Origin of the sequence: Niallia sp. XMNu-256, from assembly GCF_036670015.1 — a bacterium.
In the GTDB taxonomy this organism is placed as follows: domain Bacteria; phylum Bacillota; class Bacilli; order Bacillales; family Cytobacillaceae; genus Bacillus_BD.
In genome coordinates this window covers 4,088,585-4,106,490 of record NZ_CP137636.1, presented here as the reverse complement: position 1 = coordinate 4,106,490, position 17,906 = coordinate 4,088,585, and the positions used below count along the sequence as shown (strand labels likewise).

The window sequence follows — 17,906 nt, the reverse complement described above, 5'->3', positions numbered from 1 at the left end:
ATGTCAGTAAATGAAGTAGTAATTGTAAGTGCGGTTAGAACACCGATCGGTAACTTTCTAGGAAGTTTACAAAATGTAGCGGCTACAAAACTTGGAGGCATCGTTATTAAAGGTGCACTAGAAAAGGCTGGAGTAAAAGCTAGTGATGTAGATGAAGTCATTATGGGGAATGTATTATCAGCAGGCCTTGGACAAAACCCGGCAAGACAAGCGGCTCTAGCTGCGGGAGTTCCACAGGAAGCATCTGCTCTTACAATAAACAAAGTTTGTGGATCTGGATTAAATGCTGTTCACTTAGCAACACAAGCAATTCTTGCTGGAGATGCTGAAGTGATCGTAGCGGGTGGAATGGAAAACATGAGTGCGGCTTCTTATGTTTTAGAAGGAGCACGTAGCGGATTTAAAATGGGCAATCAAAAAGTTGTCGACAGCATGATTCAAGATGGATTATGGTGTGCAATGAACGATTATCACATGGGAGTAACAGCTGAAAACTTAGCTGAAAAATACGAAATTTCACGCGACGAGCAAGACGAATTTGCTGCATGGAGCCAACAAAAAGCTCAAGCAGCACTAGAGTCTAACCGCTTTGCAGATGAAATCATCCCAGTTGAAATTCCAGGACGTAAAGGACAAGTAACTGTATTTGATAAGGACGAATTCCCTCGTGCGGGAACAACAGCTGAAAGCTTAGGCAAGCTTCGTGCTGCATTTAAAAAGGATGGTTCTGTAACAGCTGGTAATGCTTCTGGTATTAATGACGGAGCAGCAGCATTTGTTGTAATGAGCCGTAAAAAGGCAGATGAACTAGGGGTAAAACCACTAGTTTCAATCAAAGCTAATGCAAGTGCAGGAGTAGATCCAAGCATTATGGGGATTGGACCGGTTCCAGCTGTGAAAAAGGCTCTAGAAAGAGCAGCTTTATCACTAGAAGACATCGATTTAATTGAAGCAAATGAAGCTTTCGCAGCACAATCAATTGCTGTTGACCGTGAACTTCAATTTAATAAAGATAAATTAAATGTTAACGGTGGTGCGATTGCACTTGGACACCCAATTGGAGCAAGTGGTGCTAGAATCCTAGTTAGCTTGATTCATGAAATGCAAAAGAGAGACAACCAATACGGTTTAGCTACTCTATGTGTTGGTGGCGGACAAGGCGTAGCAACGATCGTTGAAAAGGCATAATTTATATTAAAAAGAACAGGAGACTTCTAGAATAGAAGTCTCCTGTTCTTTTAATCATTTTAAACTAAACGACTAACCCACCATCAACACTCAGAATCGTGCCATTGATATAATTGGCCTCATCTGACGCTAAGTATAAATAAGCTGAAGCAATGTCTTCTGGTCTGCCAAGTCTCCTTAGAGGGGTCTTATCCTTCATCAAATCAAGCACCTTTTGTGGAACAGCGGCTGTCATGCCTGTTTCAATAAAACCAGGGGCAACGGCATTCACACGAATTCCCTTCGGACCAAATTCTTTCGCCCAACTTTTCGTTAACCCAATGACGCCAGCCTTTGTTGCAGCATAATTCGTTTGCCCAATATTTCCATATAACCCAATAACAGAGGAAGCGTTAAGTATCACACCTGAACCTTGCTTAAGCATATGTGGGGCAACGGCCTTTGTACATTTAAAGACGCCTGATAAATTAACAGCAATGACTTTTTCCCATGCTGATTCATCCATTTTTGTTAAAAAGCCATCTAGTGTTATACCGGCATTATTAATTAACACGTCGATCCTTCCGTGCTTATTGATGGTAGATTCGACCATTTGTCCAATTTGCGCAGAATCAGTCACATCCACTTTGTAAAAGTCTACTTTGTCACTGTTGAATTCCTCGAGAGCAGCTACACCGGCTGCTTTGTCATAATCACAGATAACAACACTTGCACCTTCCTGAAGAAATCTTTTTGCTGTTTCTTTACCAATACCTTGGGCTCCACCTGTCACCATTACCACTTTATCAGTAAATCTCAAAAAATCACCTCATTTTTGTGCTAGTATTTAATTCGAATTGTTACACAGACTTACGATTCTGCCTACAATCACGGATGTTAAGAGTGACTGTAATATAATTTATTCGGACTTCCCCAAAAAAAGAACAGCGAAAAAATCGCTGTCCCTTATTTAAACAAATTTAAAGTTAATTTAGAGTTGGCTTCATAAAAATCGAAGTATATTTGCTGAGCTGATTTAAGTTGATTTTTGAACTCTTCACGGACTTTTTGTTGTTGATCAAAGCCGCTTTGTAAAGATTGTTTGAATTGATCTTGAGATTGATTGATTAAAGATACGCCTTCTTTATAAGGCTTTACAGATAATTCTTGTACACGATTGCTTACTTCATCAAATTGAGCATTTAATTGTTCAAAGGCCTTGCTTGCTGATTGGCCAAATGCCTTTTGAAGATTTAATTTTGCTTGTTCACGAATATCTTCAATTAGTTTTCTTTGCTCTTCTTGAATTTTAACGATGTCACCATCAAGTTTGCCCCAAGATTCCTTTTGGTTTTCAATTGCTTGTAGGATTAAAGCCTCTAATTCATTTTGAGCGATACATACTCTTTCAAGTCCTTCTGACCAAGAATTTAATAAAGTCTCACTTAAATTTACGGATGCATTTTTTGTAGCTGTTGCCATTTTGAATGACCTCCTAATATTTTTTATATGATCATTGCAGGTAAACTGCAGAGTCACTAATCATGTGATTCAGTCATGCTACTTCTTTTCCTCATCATCCTGCTGTTTGGTCGTCTTAGGTGGTAAAAACATATCCATGTATATAGTAAAAAAGCGGTTAATAATGGATTGGTATTGTTCAAGTGCATCGGTACATGTTTTTAAATAAGCTTCACCAGCATCAGTAATGGAATAAATTCGCTTCGCTGGTCCTCCTTTTGAGGTATCCCATTCAGACTTTACTAAGTTATCCTTTTCTAGTTGCCTTAATGTTCGATAAAGGTTTCCTTGATCTATAGTAGTAAAGCCAAAACGTGTTAATTCTTGAATAATTTTGTACCCATGTAAACTCCAATCTCGGAGACTTAATAGGATAACAGGTACCATTAAATTTTTTGGCATGGGTGTCATTACTTTGTCCTCTTTAGAAGGTTGTTTCTTCTGAGATTCATTTTTGTCGGTAGTCATCTTGTATCCCTCCATCGTTCAAGTCCATATATGTAATTTACACCTAAGTGTACGAAATGTCAAAACTATTTTTAAATATTTTTGTTAATTTTTTGTTAATTCGGGCAAATACTTGTTATTTCGACAATCTTTTTACAATTTTTTAAAAATTTAGCCTTTTAATCTTGAGAGAAACTTAGTATTATAGATATGTCAATAAAGTATTGGAGGAGAAAACATGACTAGAGATTATAACTTGTATGACATGTGGAAAGACTTTTATTTCAAAACAAGCAGTTCCATTGATGAGAAAGTAACAGAGGATTTTCCTTCACAAGGTGTAGGCCAAGTGTTGGAAATGAACCTTCTTTTTAAAAAGATGTTAGATGAAATGACAGAACGTTATTTAGAGTCTGTTAATATTCCAACAAGAAATGATTTGGCAAGTATATCATCTCTAATTGTCAATGTTGATACAAAGGTTGATGAATTAGAAGAATTAGTTGAAGATCTAAAGTCAATAGAGTCAAATCAATCTCTACAACGCGAATTAGCCAGCGTTAAAAAGGATGTAAAGACTTTGGATCAAAAGCTTAATGATATTCTTACTATTTTAAATTCACAAAAAAGTGAAAAGCCAAAAACAGCAACAACTCAAGCAAAAAACTAATCTAATACGCAAAAAACATCTAAATATTTAAATATACTAAAATGGGGGATAACTATCATGGCAATCATTCAAGACAAAGTAGCAATCGTAACAGGTGGAAGTAGAGGAATTGGAGCAGCAATCTCAAGAGAATTAGCAAAGAACGGTGTTAAAGTTGTTCTTAACTACAATAGCAATAGTGAAGCTGCAGACAAAATGGTAGCAGAAATCAACGAACTTGGCGTTGAAGCATACGCAGTGCAAGCGGACGTTTCAAAAAGTGAAGATGCTAAAAAATTAATCGAAGCAGCTGTTGAGCGCTTTGGTCAAGTAGATATTTTAGTAAACAACGCTGGAATTACAAGAGACAGCACATTCAAAAAGCTTTCTGAAGAAGATTGGAGACAAGTAATTGATGTAAACTTAAACAGTGTTTACAATACAACATCAGCTGCTTTACCATTCTTAACTGAAGCTGAAGCGGGACGTATCATTAACATCTCTTCAATTATTGGTCAATTCGGTGGCTTTGGTCAAACAAACTACGCAGCTGCAAAAGCTGGTTTAATTGGTTTTACAAAATCACTTGCGCTTGAAACTGCGAAAACAAACTTAACTGTTAATGCAATCTGCCCAGGATATATTGGTACAGAAATGGTAGCTGCAATTCCTGAGAAAGTTCTAGATGGTCTTAAAGCTAAGATTCCACAAAAACGTCTTGGTAAGCCTGAAGAAATTGCAAAAGGTGTTGTATTCCTATGTAAAGACGGCGACTATATCACAGGGCAACAGTTAAACATTAACGGCGGAATTTACATGTAATTGTAATAGTCCACTCATCTACTGTATATGTTTTAATGAGAAATTCTATTTTGTTAAGGAGTGAGTACCATTAGTATTTTTGTAACTGAAGAGTGGAAAGAGATGGCTGACTTTATGCCTGAGGAGTATCAAAAGGTATATAATCGGGTAAAAAAAGCAACAGATGTATTAACGGTTGAAGCTGAACCTGAAGTGGCTCCTACACCGAAAGAAGTAATTTGGACAAAAAATAAAACAAAGCTATACCGCTATATATCTGATAAGCCGGTTGAACACAGAGTGCCAATCTTAATGATTTATGCACTTATCAATAAACCGTATATCTTAGACTTAACAAAAGGCGGCAGCTTTGTTGAATATTTAGTGAATCGTGGCTATGATGTGTACTTGATTGACTGGGGTACACCAGGCTATGAAGATAAGAATATGAAATTGGATGATTACATCCTAGATTATATTCCACGTGCAGTTAAGAAAGTTCTACGTACATCTGGTGCAGATGAAGTTTCATTATTTGGTTATTGCATGGGTGGTACGATGACAAGTATTTTTGCTTCGCTACACCCAGAATTGCCAATCCGTAATCTTGTATTTATGACAAGCCCATTTGACTTTGCAGATACAGGTTCTTATGGAAAGATGTTAGATGAAAGCAACTTTGATGTCGATAAGGTAGTTGACACATTAGGTCTTATTCCACCGGAAATGATCGACTTTGGAAACAAGCTGATTAAGCCAATTTCCAATTTCTATGGTCCGTATGTAAGTCTTGTTGACCGTGCTGAAAACTCAAGCTTTGTTAAGAGTTGGAAGCTACTACAAAAATGGTTAAACGACGGAATTCCTTTCCCAGGTGAAGCATACCGCCAGTGGATTAGAGACTTCTATCAGCAAAATAAACTAATTAAAGGCGAACTTGTTGTTCGTGGCCAAAGGGTAGATTTAAGTAACATTAAAGCCAATGTTTTAAATCTTTCAGGCCAAAATGACATTATTGCTCAGCCACATCAAGTAGAAGCTCTAATGGATGTAATCTCAAGTAAAGACAAACAATACATTGATTTACCTGTTGGACATACGTCTATTACATTTGGTAGCAAAGCGACCAAAATTACGTATCCGACCGTTGCAGATTGGTTAGAAAGTCGCTCAAACTAATTTAAATTTTTGTAATACATTTAAGATAAACTCATTTCTAATTTTTAGAGTGTCCTATTATAGGGCGCTCTTTTTTTATCCTACTGAACATAGAAATTGTGAGATGGCATCATTAAAGGCCTCTTTTCGTTCAATATTGCTTAAATGTCCAGTGTTTTTAAAAAGGATGATTTTCGAGTCTTTAATAAAGTTACGCATCATCATCACGTTTAAAAATGGGGTTACTCGATCGTGACTACTACCTATTAATAGAACAGGCTTATTGATCATTGGAAGGATCATAAAATAATTAATACCAATTGGAGCTCTGGCGCAATCAAGATAGGAATCTCTAATCTTAAAGACCTTTGTTGCCTCTTCTTTATATTCCTGATTGTGAAGTGAGGTTTCTACAATTTGAGTTCGTAAGCGTTCTCTATCATTATGAAGTAGTTGCTTCGAACGTTGGATCGTATTGTATGAGAACAGTGCAGGAATATAGGATGTTGTATTCGCAAGGACTAATCCGCTCACCTTTTCAGGGCGTTGCCAATATATCTCCTGGGCAATAATTCCTCCTAATGATAATCCACAAATAAATGCCTTGGGGATTTTTAGATAGTCTAGTAAATAAATAATATCAAGGGCAAAGTTTTTAAGTGTAATGTCTTGATCCAATGCGGTATCCCCATGTCCTCTTAAGTCCGGAATAATTAGACGAAAGTGGTTGGCAAGCTCGTGCTGAGGCTCCCAGGCCTCTTTTTTACTGCCTAGCCCATGAATGAAGACAATGGGTATTCCTTTTCCAATATCTTGATAAACGATCATTTTAAATGCCTGCCCCTTTTGATATGTTTTTACCATTTTGTACAAACATTCTGTAACTTAAACAACGTATCGTAGAAAAATTAATTATCCTTGTTGTGATCGTGGTAAAAATAAGGGAACGATGCTAGAAATTACATTATTGTCTATGTGGGAGGGATAAAAAAAGGGTGGTCGCGGGAGATGCTTCTATTGTCTATGTGACAGGCGCAAAACACAGGGTGGTGGAGGAAATTGCTTTTATTGTCCATGTTGTGATAGGCGCAAAACATAGGGAGGTCGCGGGAGTTTGCTTCTATCGTTCAAGTGATAGGCGCAAAACAGAGGATGGTCGTGGGAAATGGCTGCTATCGTTTATGTAATAGGTGCAAACCAGAGTGTGGTCGAAGGAAAATGGCACTTATCCCTTTGAGATATGCGCAAAAAATAAAGTGAATACTACCATCTCACAGTAGAGTAGCAAGATGAACTATAATCAGAAAAAATCCAAGAAAAAAGCCTTCGTCTCACCAATCAACGAAGACCTTGGCAATATCAATATAATCCATGCTTCTAAAAAAGATCCTCTAATTCCTCTTCTGAATGAACGGCAATCAAAATGACCGCCTTTTCATCACCAATATTTTTTACAAAATGTGGAACGCACGCATTCCAGCTAAAGGAATCTCCTTCTTCTAATATAAAAGAATCCTCCCCTTGCTCAGCAAGAACCTTTCCGCTAAGGACTAAATGGCTTTCTTTCCCTTCATGCGCATTTGCCTCACCCATTGATTGTCCTGGGGCAAACTCTACCATCATCATTCGTAATCCTCCAAATGAAGCGATGTGTTCTACTTTTAATGAATGATGGCTTGAATAGGCTCTTTCACTTTTTTTCACAACACGCATATGTTCTTCCTTTTCAAGCAATAAATAAGGCAATGGAGTTTCAAGAAAATTAGCGATCGCTTGTAACGTATTAATAGACGGGGAGGTATGGTTATTTTCAACATTGCTAATAAATCCTTTTGATAAACCAGTAGTCTCACACATCTGAGCAATAGTGATTTGTTTTCTTTTTCGGATCATCCGAATTTTGGAGCCGATATCCAATGTAATCACCTCAAAAGTTTTCTAATAAGAAACTAATATTTATATTACCAAAAAAGGAGTTGACAATCCATATGAATATTTGTTACCTTATAAACAACAAATATTCATATTTAAAAACTTTTATTCTTATTACAAAACAAATTAAAAGATGAAAAGAGATGAAGAGTATGGAATCACCTTTGTTTTATGAACTCCGTAAACCTATTAAAATAGATCCTCAAAAAACATACCCTGCTCTATTCTTAATGCATGGAATGGGGAGCAATGAACAGAACATGTTTCCATTAGTCCAAGGGTTAGAGGAACAAATGTTCATCTTTAGTATTCGCGGGCCGATTTCTCAAGGTTCTGGTTTTGCCTTTTTTACAATAGAGGAGTATGGAAAACCGCATCGTGATGTATTTAGGCAATCATTAAGTCAGTTAACTCAATTTATTGATGATGCCACTGAACAATATCCAATCGACAAAAGTCAGTTATTCTGTCTAGGATTTAGCCAAGGTTCCATTTTATCGATGTCTCTTGCATTAACCCTTGGTGACAAAATTAAGGGGATTGTGGCTTTAAGTGGATATATACCTAAAATCCTTTCAGAGGATTATAAAATTCAACCAGTTGATCATCTATCCGTATTTATTTCACACGGTGAAATGGATGGGGTATTGCCTTATCAATGGGGTGTGGATGCACAAAACTATTTAAAAGAATTAAATGCGAAGGTAAGCTTTCATTCGTATCCAGAGGGCCATACCGTTTCATTACAGAATAGGCAAGATTTATTGAAATGGATTCAAGAACAAATCCAACAATAAGAGGAGGAAAATAGATGTTACCATCATTATTTATCGCACATGGAGCGCCATTATTAGCAATTGAAAATAACGAATACACACAGTTCTTAAGTGAGTTAGGCAAAACACTGCCAAAGCCGAAAGCAATCGTCCTGTTTTCAGCTCACTACGAGGCTCAAGTTCAAAATGTAAGTGATATTGAAGGTGAATATGAAACAATCTATGATTTTGGAGGATTTCCTGAGGCCTTATATCAAATTCAATATCCAGCAAAAGGTGAAAAGTCGATAACAGAGGAAATTAAGAGCATATTTACCCAACAAGGGATTCCTTATGAAGTTGATACCAAGCGCGGGTTGGACCATGGGGCATGGGTCGTGTTAAAGATGCTTTACCCAAATGCAGACATACCAGTGATCTCCATGTCAGTTAATCAGCATTTAACTCCAGAGGAACAGTACCAAATTGGAAAGGCATTATCCTCCTTAAGGGAAAAGGATGTATTGATCATTGGCAGCGGTGGTACCGTTCATAACTTACGAATTGTCGCATGGGAAAAGGACGGCAAGGAAAATGATCAATGGGCGATTGACTTTGATCAATGGCTGGAAAAGCATTTAGCAACATGGGATACAGCATCCCTATTTGATTATTATTCATTAGCACCAAATGCCCAGCATGCTGTGCCGGCATATGGGAAAGAGCATTTCGTGCCAATCTTTTACGCTATGGGAGCAGCAGATGATTCGAAACAAGCTAAATTATTGCACCGTAGTTATCGTTATGGCAACTTAAGCCATAGTGTTTGGCAGTTCGGGTAACTTCATTTAGAATGAGTCACCAAGCTTAGTAACCATTCAGTATGTACAAGCTTTAGCTGACTAAAATAAAAGCCTCCGCGGATGTCGCAGATTTATATGGGGAAGCTTGTTGAGCGAGCTATAAGATTATCTGGGGCAAATCCGCCAAGGCGCATTTCATTTAAAACAATACAACAAGATTTAATACAGGGGAGAAGGAAATAGAATGGAAAATAAATTAGAAGTTAGCACACTTATTTTACGAGTGATATTAGGAATTACATTTTTTGTTCATGGTTATGTGAAATTTGCAGGTGGAATTGAAAACACAGTAGCTTGGTTTTCTAGTATTGGATTACCAGGACCATTAGCTTATGTAGTAGCAATTATTGAACTAGTTGGTGGATTTGCTTTAATTATTGGTTTAGGTAGTAAAATCGTTTCTGCATTACTAGGAATTATTATGATTGGTGCAACTTTAACGGCAAAATTATCCGGTGGTTTCCTAGGAAATGGTGCAGGGGCTGGATGGGAACTGGACTTGGCCTTGTTGGCAATGGCAGTAGTGATCGTGATTAACGGCAGCAAGTTACTATCCGTTGATTCACTTTTTTCTAAAAACCAAGATACAGTCAGTGAGAATATATAATTTGAAAAAGCTTATCAGACGAGAGAATCGGTTGATAAGCTTTTTGTTGTGTAAACATTTTGTCGATTATAACTTAGTATAAGTAAACATGCCTATAAGTAATGTCTTAATTATATGATGAAGGGTATAAATAATCTTGATTGCCTAGGAACTTGGAAAGTGTGTTTGAACAAAGACAATAGGATAAGAGATTGATTATATGTAAAGAAATTGTAAAGAAAAAGTAAATTCTGTAAACTTGTCTTGCCATGTCTTAAATTGTCTGATAATATTTTATATAGAAATAATATATTATTTCAAAATAATTAGAAAAAATAGGAAGAAAGAGGTGGAAATCATGTTAAAGAATCTATTTGCTTCAAAACCAGGTTGTGTTGGAATAACTTTTTTTATTAACATTGAAGTTTGTTATCAAGTAACAAAAAAATGGTCTGTTTAATCTAGCAAAAAACAGGATTCCCTTCCTTTTTAGGGATCCTGTTTTGATTAATTAAGAGGAGTTTGTTTAACTTGGAATGTTTAGTACATATGAAGAATATCTCAAAGAGGTATGAGAACAAAATAATACTAGACAACATATGCCTTGATATTTTTGAAGGGGAAATTTTAGGTTTGTCTGGTAGTAATGGTGCCGGTAAAACGACTTTATTAAAAATAATGGGCAATTTACTAACCCAGGATGCGGGAGAAATTATCTACTCCAAAAAAATTCAAACAGAAATGCTATTAGAAGGGTCTCGAAATTTTTATTGGAACCTAACGGGATATGAAAACTTAATATACTTTTCAACCATATTTGGAATTAAAAATAAGAGAGAAATAAGTAAAAGGATAATAAAACTCTTAAATCTTGAAGATTTTATAAATGAATTATCAGGTTCATATTCTAGAGGGATGCAGCAAAAGCTTTCATTAGGAATTTCGTTATTAAATAACCCTGATTTACTCTTGATGGACGAGCCAACAAATGGGCTTGATGAAGATTCAGTAAAGCATTTAACCTCGGTTTTACACAAATTAAATAAGGAATGGAATATTACAATTATTATAGTTAGTCATGATAGAAACTTTTTGCACAACACCATTCATAGAGAGGTTCTATTAGAAAATAGGATATTAAGCCCTATACATAAGTCTGTTGCCACAATTGGGAGTATTAGATAAAATGAAAAGATTCTTAGAACTTATTAGTAATGAAATCAAAAGAAATTATTACATATTGAAAAATTATAAATTTGCTTTTTTCACTAATATTATTAGTAATTTAATATTTATTGGTATCTTCTTATCGGTTATTACTGCCATTTTTGATTTGTCTCAGGGATTTATGATGATCCTTTGGCCAGTCATGTTAGCTTTGATTGGGGCTGGAGGAGATAATATTAGAGGAGATATGCAATTAGGAATATTAGAGAGAATTGTTTCTAGAAATACAGAGTTTAAACAACTACTCATTGCAAGGATCCTAGCTGATGGGGTTTGGACTCTCCCAATTGTATTATTAATTGGAGGTATTTTTTCCTTCCTATCTGTAGATGGACTCAAGGTGTTTTTGCAAATTTCAATAGCGTTCTTTCCCTTATTTATTGGTAGTTTAGGGATTGGATTATTCGTATCAGGGTTAACTCTCTATTATAAGGATACAGGAAGTACTGTAAATATTATGATGATTGTCATCATGCTATGTACAATACTACCGTGGGAACAATGGTTATACAATTTGAAATATATAGGGGCATTAGTAATTCCGTTCCTATCATTAAATATATTTATTCAGAGCAATGAATACATGTTTTTAATTATTTCTATAATAAATTCAATATTAGTTTATTTGATAGGAAATAAGTTGTTTAAATATTATTTTGATTTAACAAAAAGAGAAAAGGGATTCGTAAGATATTAATTTGAGGTGTAGTAAATTGATCGTTGAAGTCCAGAATTTATCCAAATATAGTGGTGATTTTTGTATTCTGAAAGATATTAGTTTTAAAGTAGAAACTCCATGTGTTATCGGATTATTAGGTAAGAATGGTGCTGGAAAAAGTACATTAATGAAAATATTAACGGGGCTATCTAAAAAAAGTAGTGGGATAGTACATGTTTTGGGTGTAGACCCTTGGAGAGATTGGAAAAAAGTATATAGTCATTTGGGCGTCTTATTTGAACCTAGAATTCCTAAATATTTAACTAATTATGAGTATCTAAAGGAAATATGTATTCTTAGAAATATGGATGAAAGGAAAATTGAAGGCACCTTAAATTTAGTGGGGTTAGATAAATCAAAACGGAAAATAAAGGATTACTCTTTTGGTATGTGTCAAAGATTAGGACTTGCTGGCGCGTTAATTGTCGAACCCAGTATTCTAATTTTAGACGAACCTTTTGTGGGTCTTGACCCAAACGGAATTAAGGATCTTCAGCATAGTTTAAAAGAATTATCCCAAAAAGGGGTACTTATATTTATTTCAAGTCATCAACTTTCAGAATTGCAGGGATTAGTAGATCGTGTTCTGTTTCTAGAGAGAGGACATTTAAAGTTAGATTGTCATATGGATGAAATACCTATTGGTAAAGGGTGTAGAATCATAACTTCAGATAATGCCAAAGTAGTAAAGGTCTTAACGGCTAAAGGGTACGATGCCAGAGTTATAGATGAATATATAGAAATTGAAGGTATTGAAGTAGATAAGATCGTTTCTATCGTGAGTTCTTTAGGAGTATCTTTAAAGCATATTGAATCAATCGAAAATAAATTAGAACAATTATTTGGATAAGGAGAAAGAATGGCTAGATTAATAAGTGTTGAATTTAGAAAGCTGTTTAGGAGAAAGGAATTTTATGTTTCGCTTGTCACACTTGCATTAATAGGTGTTTTTATTGTATACCAATTAGCCACTGGGGGTGGATTGGTCAATATCCAACAAGAAGGTAATAATTTAATTCCCATAAGTGAACTAATTATCGGAGTGGTCGGGATCTTTAATATGTTAGGAATAACAGCAATTATCGCTTGTATATCCGTATGGAACATATTGGGGGCGGAATTGGACCAGAGAATATTATCTACTTATTTCTTAAATAGTCCAAGTCGAGTAAAAGTAATTTTTTCTAAGTTAATCGTTTCATTTGCAAACATGGTTATGATCATCGTAACATTTGCTCTATTTATGATTATTAGCTGTATGATATTTACCCCGGAAAATATTACAATAGTGGGCAAAACAAGTGAGGTTTTAAATATATTGATTGCTTGTGCCTCATTCATTTCGTTAGCCCTCATATTTATTTTGTTATCCTTTAATTTGGCCCTGCTATTTGGGAATATAGGTGTTATCTTCGGCACAATAGGATTATCCCTATTATCCTCATTGTTAAATGCGTACGGTGTTATAGATGAGTGGTTGCCGTTAACAATTACGGATTTTAACCGTAATTTTCAATATCAAGATCTAATGATTTTATTTATTTATATCATTGGCTTGCTACTAATCTGTATTCCGTTGGTTAGATTTAAAGAGGTTAAATCATGAGTGTGCAAAATGCATTTATCAAAACAACTGTTGGTGTTAGTATTGTTTACATCTCTTATATTCTCATGATTGCTCTCTTATTTTCTTTTGCGTTTTTTTTTGATCATAATATATTTTCCATTAAAAAAGATAGCTTAACATACGATCCAGCCCCGTTTTTATTAATTGGTACACTTCCAATGCTAATAGCTTTAGTGATTGTCCCAACAATATTTGAAGTGAAGATTGGAAATACTCAATTAAGGACGATTGGATTCAGGTTAATAGGAGAGAATAGATTAGTAGAAGTAGGGACTTATGTAATTAGTATAGCGATTCTTACATTTGTAATTTTTAGTAACTTTACTATGGCAATGCCTGTTTTGATACACTTCTCTGTATCATGTTTTGGAGAGGAACTGTTATTTAGAGGAATCTTACAGAGAAGGATGACAGAGAGCATGAATGCCATTCTTGCAATCGTTTTATGCTCACTAATATTTGCAATTGGGTTTCACCAAGATACATCTTTAATAGATAATTTGCTTATTCGTTTTCCTTTAGGTTTAATTTTTGGAATTATATATTATAAAACAAAAAACCTTTTGCCTTGTTTTATGATTCACTTGGCCTATAATATGTTGGTTTCTTTTTAGGAGGTTTTAAAATGAAAAAAATAATGTTGAGTATACTAACTGGTTTCATATTAGTCTCTATCGTTTTAATGCTAAATATATGGATTTATCAAGAAAGCTCGTCAAACCTTGCTTTTCTTTTAATAATGATGTTGGTTGTACTTCTTACACCAATCATAACGGCTTTAATAGCAACCATTGGTCAAAATAAATACAATTTAATCTTAGCAGGAGCTTTAAGTGCCTTTTTAGCAAGTTTAATCACTTTAATTCCTTTTTATTTCTTTTCGAAATCAAATACAATGGGTAATTTTATTGAAAGCATTTCTACCTGGAATACGGGCTCTAACAATACGATTGTAAGTGTAGATTTAAATTTGTCCATATCTGGATTTGCTAGTCAAATTATCTACTGGATTGTAGCAGGGACAATCACCGGTGTATTAGTAAATGTCATTAGAAAAAGAAAGTTAAGAAAAATTGGATAATTTAATCAGTATCTTCCTATATTATCAGTCCTTTTTGCTGTTAATTTCTGGCCTTTTTAAATTGTATAGTCATGAAAACTTCTATCAAAACTTTAAGAGGTTAATAAATTTGCAACTTAAAAGTCATCATAGTGAAATCATGTATAAATCCATAACTGTCCTTTTCTCAATAATTGAAATAATTGGTGGGTTACTTTTATTAATTCCTACTACCCAATTCGTTGGTATATATATAGCTATAACTCTATATATTCTAGCAACACTAGTCATTAACTACTCCTTAATTACGAATAAGGAGCAACAAGAATGTGGTTGTTTTGGTGACATTATCATTGAAAAAGTTTCTGTATCAAAAATTTTAAAAAACCTTTTTACTCTTATTGTTTTTATAATCAGTATTTTTATAGAAACCCAAATGGAAATAATGGGCATTATCTTTGCGGGGATTCTTATTGGATCAAAGTTTATTCTTTCTTATGTTAATAAATACACGATTTTATTAAGGTAAAAGTAGGAGAGCAGTATGAACAATTGGTTAATTATTACTCTATGTGTAGTCTTAGTTGTAAATTTAATTATGACCCTTTCCTTGATTCGAAGTGTACCAAAGATTATTAATATGGTCCTTTCTCAAGGAAGTATTCCACTTGGGGGAAAGATCCCCATTAATTTAAATCAGTTTTACTTTACAGAAGAATATAGTGGACTGCTCTGCTTAGATATTGATTGCATAGCCTGTCAAAAATTGTTAAAAGAACTTTATACATCAGAAAAAAAAGGTAATTTAATTAAAATTCTCTTTATAAGTAATGAAAAGGAAACTATAGATTATTTAAATAAATATAATTATGATAAAAATTTATATGAATTTTCTTTTATTACAATGGAAGAGCTATTTCTTAAATCTAAACCATTCCTATTTGTTATTAACAAAAATGGAACTGTAATGGACAAAAGTGTAATTTCCGATATTAAAATGGTAAAGCAAATTCTTTAATTTATTTTAGAAGAGGCGATTCTATTGAAGGAATATCAATTTATCAAGATTAATTTAAAGGGAATAAAGGGAGTTTCAACAAAACCTGCAGAGGATTATAAAGAAATTATTAATAAATACGCTAAAGATGGATGGGAATTAGTACAGATTTTTTCACCAAGTGGATCTTTGTATGGTAGTGCTTCATACTATGAAATTATTTTTTCAAGAGATATCAAGTAATGGAACGACTCTATTGATGGTCACTAACCTGGTCGGGCAATAGGGACTATTTGATATTTATGAAGTAAAAGCTTATCAAACGGGAGAGTCGATTGATAAGCTTTTTATTTTTACAATAAGAGAGTGGAACGACTATATGCTTCTAAATCCTTTATCGCTTTGCTGACAACTTCAGCGGTCATTTCAGCAGGCAGAACATGAATGGATTCTTCCGGAATCACGGTTTTTTTCTGCCACTTGTTTAATCATTTCATCGGTAACATGTGTAATGCCAAGATTTTCAATGGATAGAGGTAAATTTAATTGTTGATAGAATGGGAGAATCTGATCAATTTCATCCCATTTATTTTCCAAGACTAATTGGACAAGGATTCCATAGGCGACCTTTTCACCATGTAAAGCATGATGAGTCTCTTCTAAAACCGTTAACCCGTTGTGTACGGCATGGGCGCCTGCGACACGGCCATAATGGTCCCCAAAGCCGCCAACCATTCCGCCAAGCATGATGATCGTTTCAGTTACCTTTATGAAGTCATCGTTCAATATACCGGCTTTAACAGCATTCACAGCACCTTCGGAGTATTGTAATAAGAGATCCTTACATTGTTTTGCTGTGAAGTAACAGATTTCCAACGGTACGGATTTAGTTTCAATAGGAGCGAGTTGAACATCGGCTTCATACCATTTGGCTAGGGTATCGGCAATCCCTGCAATGAACATATCAAGAGGGCCGTTTAACAAAATTTCTGGTTCGATTAATACGAGTGATGCTCCAACAGGATAGACATCGAAGCGGGTAAACGTACCTGCGTCATCATAAATGACGCTTACAGGTGTCCAAGGAGAACAATTCGATGCCAGAGTAGGGATGAGGACAGACGGTTTATGTGTGACATTTCCAGCTGATTTTACTAAATCAAGGATTTTACCGCCTCCAACGCCAATGATCGCATCATAAGAACCTTTAATTACAAGTTTTGAAACCGCACCAATTTCCGATAACGAGTTTTCTCCATGATATTGATATTGGGTTGCTTCAATCTCTGTTAAAGCCGGCCAATACGGCTTTGCTGCTGCCCAAGATTTTTCTCCGTGAACAATGAGAACCTTTTTAAATCCCCGTTCTAACAATTTAGCTTCTAATCTATTTAAAATTCCGGTTTCTAGTACATACTCACTAGGGGCTCCATGTACAAAAATAGTTTCCATATAGAAATCTCCTTTTTTAATTTAATCATACCGATTTTTTGATAAAAAAACCCTTATCAAAATCGATAAGGGGGTTAAATACATGAACTTTATTTAATCATCCATTCTGGCTTTCCAAAACCTTGGAATTCATCATCAATTACTTTTTCAAATTTATCAGATTCAACGACTTCTTTAATATCCTTTGCTAATTGTGAATCTTTGTTTTCAGTTTTCACTGCAACAACATTACGGTAACGATCATCCATATTTTCAAGTTGTAATGCGTCAAGTAGATTCATTTTTGCTGCAATTGCAAAGTTACCTGGTACGGCAGAAAGGTCTGCACTCTCAACTGCACGTGGCAGCTGACCAGCTTCAATTGGTTGGAATTTTAGATTTTTAGGGTTTTCAACGACATCTCTTTCAGAAACAGTTAGAGGATCTGCATCTTGACTTACTGTTAACAAACCAGCGTCTTGTAATGTATTAAATGCACGAGCTGCATTCGTTGGATCATTTGGAACGGCAACTGTAGCGCCATCTTTAATTTCATCAAGAGACTTATACACTTCTGAGTAAATGCCCATTGGTGCTGTAGGTACAATAATTAAAGGAGTTAAATCCATATTGTTTTGTTCTGCGAAGTCCTCAAGGTAAATTGTATGTTGGAAAAGGTTTGCATCAATGTCACCAGTATCAAGTGCGTTATTCGGTTGGATGTAGTCACTGAACTCTGTTAATTTTACTGTGTAACCTTTTTCTTCAAGGCCAGGGATAATCGCGTTTTTAAGCATATCACTGTATGGACCTGCTGTCGCACCTAATTCAATATCCTTTGATTCTGCTGTATCAGTACCTTCTTCGGTGTCGCCGGCGCCACACGCTGCTAATAGTGATACTGCTAATAATACTACTAATCCTATTAACCATTTTTTCATAAGTAAACCTTCTTTCTTTTATTAAT

At 35.0% G+C, this 17,906-nt stretch carries 24 protein-coding genes; 17 read left to right on the top strand and 7 right to left on the bottom strand.

Annotation, left to right across the window (positions count from 1 at the left end; translation table 11 throughout):
• The gene (locus R4Z10_RS20645) at nucleotides 1–1,188 is read left to right on the top strand and encodes an acetyl-CoA C-acetyltransferase (protein ID WP_338471150.1); all 1,188 of its coding nucleotides are present in this window, start codon (nucleotides 1–3) and stop codon (nucleotides 1,186–1,188) included.
• Between the two features lie 64 nt (nucleotides 1,189–1,252).
• On the opposite strand, the gene fabG is transcribed toward R4Z10_RS20645, so the two are convergent.
• From fabG to phaQ, 3 genes are all read right to left on the bottom strand, one after another.
• The gene (gene fabG / locus R4Z10_RS20640; protein ID WP_338471149.1) at nucleotides 1,253–1,987 is read right to left on the bottom strand and encodes a 3-oxoacyl-ACP reductase FabG; all 735 of its coding nucleotides are present in this window, start codon (nucleotides 1,985–1,987) and stop codon (nucleotides 1,253–1,255) included.
• A gap of 146 nt (nucleotides 1,988–2,133) precedes the next feature.
• Entirely contained in the window at nucleotides 2,134–2,649 is a 516-nt protein-coding gene (locus R4Z10_RS20635; RefSeq protein WP_338471148.1) for a hypothetical protein, read from the bottom strand.
• 78 nt (nucleotides 2,650–2,727) lie between these two features.
• On the bottom strand, nucleotides 2,728–3,156 hold the full coding sequence (phaQ, locus tag R4Z10_RS20630; protein WP_338471147.1) for a poly-beta-hydroxybutyrate-responsive repressor: 429 nt from the start codon (nucleotides 3,154–3,156) through the stop codon (nucleotides 2,728–2,730).
• A 217-nt stretch (nucleotides 3,157–3,373) separates the two neighbouring features.
• Between phaQ and R4Z10_RS20625 the strand changes: the two genes are divergently transcribed.
• The 3 genes from R4Z10_RS20625 to phaC all read left to right on the top strand — a co-directional run bounded on the left by R4Z10_RS20625 (nucleotide 3,374) and on the right by phaC (nucleotide 5,764).
• Entirely contained in the window at nucleotides 3,374–3,805 is a 432-nt protein-coding gene (locus R4Z10_RS20625; RefSeq protein WP_338471146.1) for a polyhydroxyalkanoic acid synthase subunit PhaR, read from the top strand.
• Between the two features lie 57 nt (nucleotides 3,806–3,862).
• Nucleotides 3,863–4,606, top strand: a complete 744-nt coding sequence (phbB, locus tag R4Z10_RS20620) for an acetoacetyl-CoA reductase (protein WP_338471145.1) — start codon at nucleotides 3,863–3,865, stop codon at nucleotides 4,604–4,606.
• A 69-nt stretch (nucleotides 4,607–4,675) separates the two neighbouring features.
• The gene (gene phaC / locus R4Z10_RS20615; RefSeq protein ID WP_338473292.1) at nucleotides 4,676–5,764 is read left to right on the top strand and encodes a class III poly(R)-hydroxyalkanoic acid synthase subunit PhaC; all 1,089 of its coding nucleotides are present in this window, start codon (nucleotides 4,676–4,678) and stop codon (nucleotides 5,762–5,764) included.
• 75 nt (nucleotides 5,765–5,839) lie between these two features.
• On the opposite strand, the gene R4Z10_RS20610 is transcribed toward phaC, so the two are convergent.
• Nucleotides 5,840–6,607, bottom strand: coding sequence for an alpha/beta hydrolase (locus R4Z10_RS20610; protein WP_338471144.1), 768 nt, complete (start codon nucleotides 6,605–6,607; stop codon nucleotides 5,840–5,842).
• A gap of 131 nt (nucleotides 6,608–6,738) precedes the next feature.
• Here R4Z10_RS20610 and R4Z10_RS20605 point away from each other — a divergent pair, with 131 nt between their 5' ends.
• Nucleotides 6,739–6,930 carry a hypothetical protein gene (locus R4Z10_RS20605; protein WP_338471143.1) on the top strand — a complete coding sequence of 64 codons (192 nt, stop codon included), beginning with the start codon at nucleotides 6,739–6,741 and terminating at the stop codon, nucleotides 6,928–6,930.
• A 190-nt stretch (nucleotides 6,931–7,120) separates the two neighbouring features.
• Here the strand turns inward: R4Z10_RS20605 and R4Z10_RS20600 are convergent, their stop codons facing one another.
• On the bottom strand, nucleotides 7,121–7,660 hold the full coding sequence (locus R4Z10_RS20600; protein ID WP_338471142.1) for a cupin domain-containing protein: 540 nt from the start codon (nucleotides 7,658–7,660) through the stop codon (nucleotides 7,121–7,123).
• 167 nt (nucleotides 7,661–7,827) lie between these two features.
• Here R4Z10_RS20600 and R4Z10_RS20595 point away from each other — a divergent pair, with 167 nt between their 5' ends.
• From R4Z10_RS20595 to R4Z10_RS20540, 12 genes are all read left to right on the top strand, one after another.
• Nucleotides 7,828–8,472, top strand: coding sequence for an esterase (locus R4Z10_RS20595; RefSeq protein WP_338471141.1), 645 nt, complete (start codon nucleotides 7,828–7,830; stop codon nucleotides 8,470–8,472).
• 14 nt (nucleotides 8,473–8,486) lie between these two features.
• Nucleotides 8,487–9,272, top strand: coding sequence for a class III extradiol ring-cleavage dioxygenase (locus tag R4Z10_RS20590; RefSeq protein WP_338471140.1), 786 nt, complete (start codon nucleotides 8,487–8,489; stop codon nucleotides 9,270–9,272).
• A 205-nt stretch (nucleotides 9,273–9,477) separates the two neighbouring features.
• Nucleotides 9,478–9,900: a DoxX family protein gene (locus R4Z10_RS20585; protein WP_338471139.1), complete on the top strand. Its 423-nt coding sequence runs from the start codon at nucleotides 9,478–9,480 to the stop codon at nucleotides 9,898–9,900.
• 528 nt (nucleotides 9,901–10,428) lie between these two features.
• Nucleotides 10,429–11,064, top strand: coding sequence for an ABC transporter ATP-binding protein (locus R4Z10_RS20580; RefSeq protein WP_338471138.1), 636 nt, complete (start codon nucleotides 10,429–10,431; stop codon nucleotides 11,062–11,064).
• Nucleotide 11,065: 1 nt separating this feature from the next.
• Entirely contained in the window at nucleotides 11,066–11,803 is a 738-nt protein-coding gene (locus R4Z10_RS20575; protein ID WP_338471137.1) for a hypothetical protein, read from the top strand.
• Nucleotides 11,804–11,819: 16 nt separating this feature from the next.
• Complete coding sequence (locus tag R4Z10_RS20570) at nucleotides 11,820–12,674, top strand: ABC transporter ATP-binding protein (protein WP_338471136.1); 855 nt, start codon at nucleotides 11,820–11,822, stop codon at nucleotides 12,672–12,674.
• Nucleotides 12,675–12,683: 9 nt separating this feature from the next.
• Nucleotides 12,684–13,430, top strand: a complete 747-nt coding sequence (locus tag R4Z10_RS20565; protein WP_338471135.1) for a hypothetical protein — start codon at nucleotides 12,684–12,686, stop codon at nucleotides 13,428–13,430.
• The gene (locus R4Z10_RS20560) at nucleotides 13,427–14,065 is read left to right on the top strand and encodes a CPBP family intramembrane glutamic endopeptidase (protein WP_338471134.1); all 639 of its coding nucleotides are present in this window, start codon (nucleotides 13,427–13,429) and stop codon (nucleotides 14,063–14,065) included. Before R4Z10_RS20565 ends, R4Z10_RS20560 begins: the two co-directional genes overlap by 4 nt.
• 11 nt (nucleotides 14,066–14,076) lie before the next feature.
• The gene (locus tag R4Z10_RS20555) at nucleotides 14,077–14,532 is read left to right on the top strand and encodes a hypothetical protein (protein ID WP_338471133.1); all 456 of its coding nucleotides are present in this window, start codon (nucleotides 14,077–14,079) and stop codon (nucleotides 14,530–14,532) included.
• Nucleotides 14,525–15,040, top strand: coding sequence for a MauE/DoxX family redox-associated membrane protein (locus R4Z10_RS20550; protein ID WP_338471132.1), 516 nt, complete (start codon nucleotides 14,525–14,527; stop codon nucleotides 15,038–15,040). The genes R4Z10_RS20555 and R4Z10_RS20550 overlap by 8 nt, the downstream gene beginning before the upstream one ends.
• A gap of 15 nt (nucleotides 15,041–15,055) precedes the next feature.
• A complete protein-coding gene (locus tag R4Z10_RS20545) occupies nucleotides 15,056–15,529 on the top strand; it encodes a hypothetical protein (RefSeq protein ID WP_338471131.1) in 474 nt (157 codons plus the stop codon).
• 24 nt (nucleotides 15,530–15,553) lie between these two features.
• Nucleotides 15,554–15,751: a DUF4177 domain-containing protein gene (locus tag R4Z10_RS20540; protein ID WP_338471130.1), complete on the top strand. Its 198-nt coding sequence runs from the start codon at nucleotides 15,554–15,556 to the stop codon at nucleotides 15,749–15,751.
• Between the two features lie 183 nt (nucleotides 15,752–15,934).
• Here the strand turns inward: R4Z10_RS20540 and R4Z10_RS20535 are convergent, their stop codons facing one another.
• Nucleotides 15,935–16,960: an iron-containing alcohol dehydrogenase family protein gene (locus R4Z10_RS20535; RefSeq protein ID WP_338471129.1), complete on the bottom strand. Its 1,026-nt coding sequence runs from the start codon at nucleotides 16,958–16,960 to the stop codon at nucleotides 15,935–15,937.
• 89 nt (nucleotides 16,961–17,049) lie between these two features.
• Nucleotides 17,050–17,880 (bottom strand): MetQ/NlpA family ABC transporter substrate-binding protein, encoded by an 831-nt coding sequence (locus R4Z10_RS20530; RefSeq protein ID WP_338471128.1) that lies wholly within the window; start codon nucleotides 17,878–17,880, stop codon nucleotides 17,050–17,052.
• Nucleotides 17,881–17,906 lie beyond the last annotated feature (26 nt).

Coding starts and splice junctions, on each gene's coding strand:
- R4Z10_RS20645 (WP_338471150.1), top strand. CDS start 1: ATGTCAGTAAATGAAGTAGTAATTGTAAGTGCGGTTAGAACACCGATC.
- R4Z10_RS20635 (WP_338471148.1), bottom strand. CDS start 2,649: ATGGCAACAGCTACAAAAAATGCATCCGTAAATTTAAGTGAGACTTTA.
- phaQ (WP_338471147.1), bottom strand. CDS start 3,156: ATGACTACCGACAAAAATGAATCTCAGAAGAAACAACCTTCTAAAGAG.
- R4Z10_RS20625 (WP_338471146.1), top strand. CDS start 3,374: ATGACTAGAGATTATAACTTGTATGACATGTGGAAAGACTTTTATTTC.
- phbB (WP_338471145.1), top strand. CDS start 3,863: ATGGCAATCATTCAAGACAAAGTAGCAATCGTAACAGGTGGAAGTAGA.
- R4Z10_RS20610 (WP_338471144.1), bottom strand. CDS start 6,607: ATGGTAAAAACATATCAAAAGGGGCAGGCATTTAAAATGATCGTTTAT.
- R4Z10_RS20595 (WP_338471141.1), top strand. CDS start 7,828: ATGGAATCACCTTTGTTTTATGAACTCCGTAAACCTATTAAAATAGAT.
- R4Z10_RS20590 (WP_338471140.1), top strand. CDS start 8,487: ATGTTACCATCATTATTTATCGCACATGGAGCGCCATTATTAGCAATT.
- R4Z10_RS20585 (WP_338471139.1), top strand. CDS start 9,478: ATGGAAAATAAATTAGAAGTTAGCACACTTATTTTACGAGTGATATTA.
- R4Z10_RS20580 (WP_338471138.1), top strand. CDS start 10,429: ATGAAGAATATCTCAAAGAGGTATGAGAACAAAATAATACTAGACAAC.
- R4Z10_RS20575 (WP_338471137.1), top strand. CDS start 11,066: ATGAAAAGATTCTTAGAACTTATTAGTAATGAAATCAAAAGAAATTAT.
- R4Z10_RS20565 (WP_338471135.1), top strand. CDS start 12,684: ATGGCTAGATTAATAAGTGTTGAATTTAGAAAGCTGTTTAGGAGAAAG.
- R4Z10_RS20560 (WP_338471134.1), top strand. CDS start 13,427: ATGAGTGTGCAAAATGCATTTATCAAAACAACTGTTGGTGTTAGTATT.
- R4Z10_RS20555 (WP_338471133.1), top strand. CDS start 14,077: ATGAAAAAAATAATGTTGAGTATACTAACTGGTTTCATATTAGTCTCT.
- R4Z10_RS20545 (WP_338471131.1), top strand. CDS start 15,056: ATGAACAATTGGTTAATTATTACTCTATGTGTAGTCTTAGTTGTAAAT.
- R4Z10_RS20535 (WP_338471129.1), bottom strand. CDS start 16,960: ATGGAAACTATTTTTGTACATGGAGCCCCTAGTGAGTATGTACTAGAA.
- R4Z10_RS20530 (WP_338471128.1), bottom strand. CDS start 17,880: ATGAAAAAATGGTTAATAGGATTAGTAGTATTATTAGCAGTATCACTA.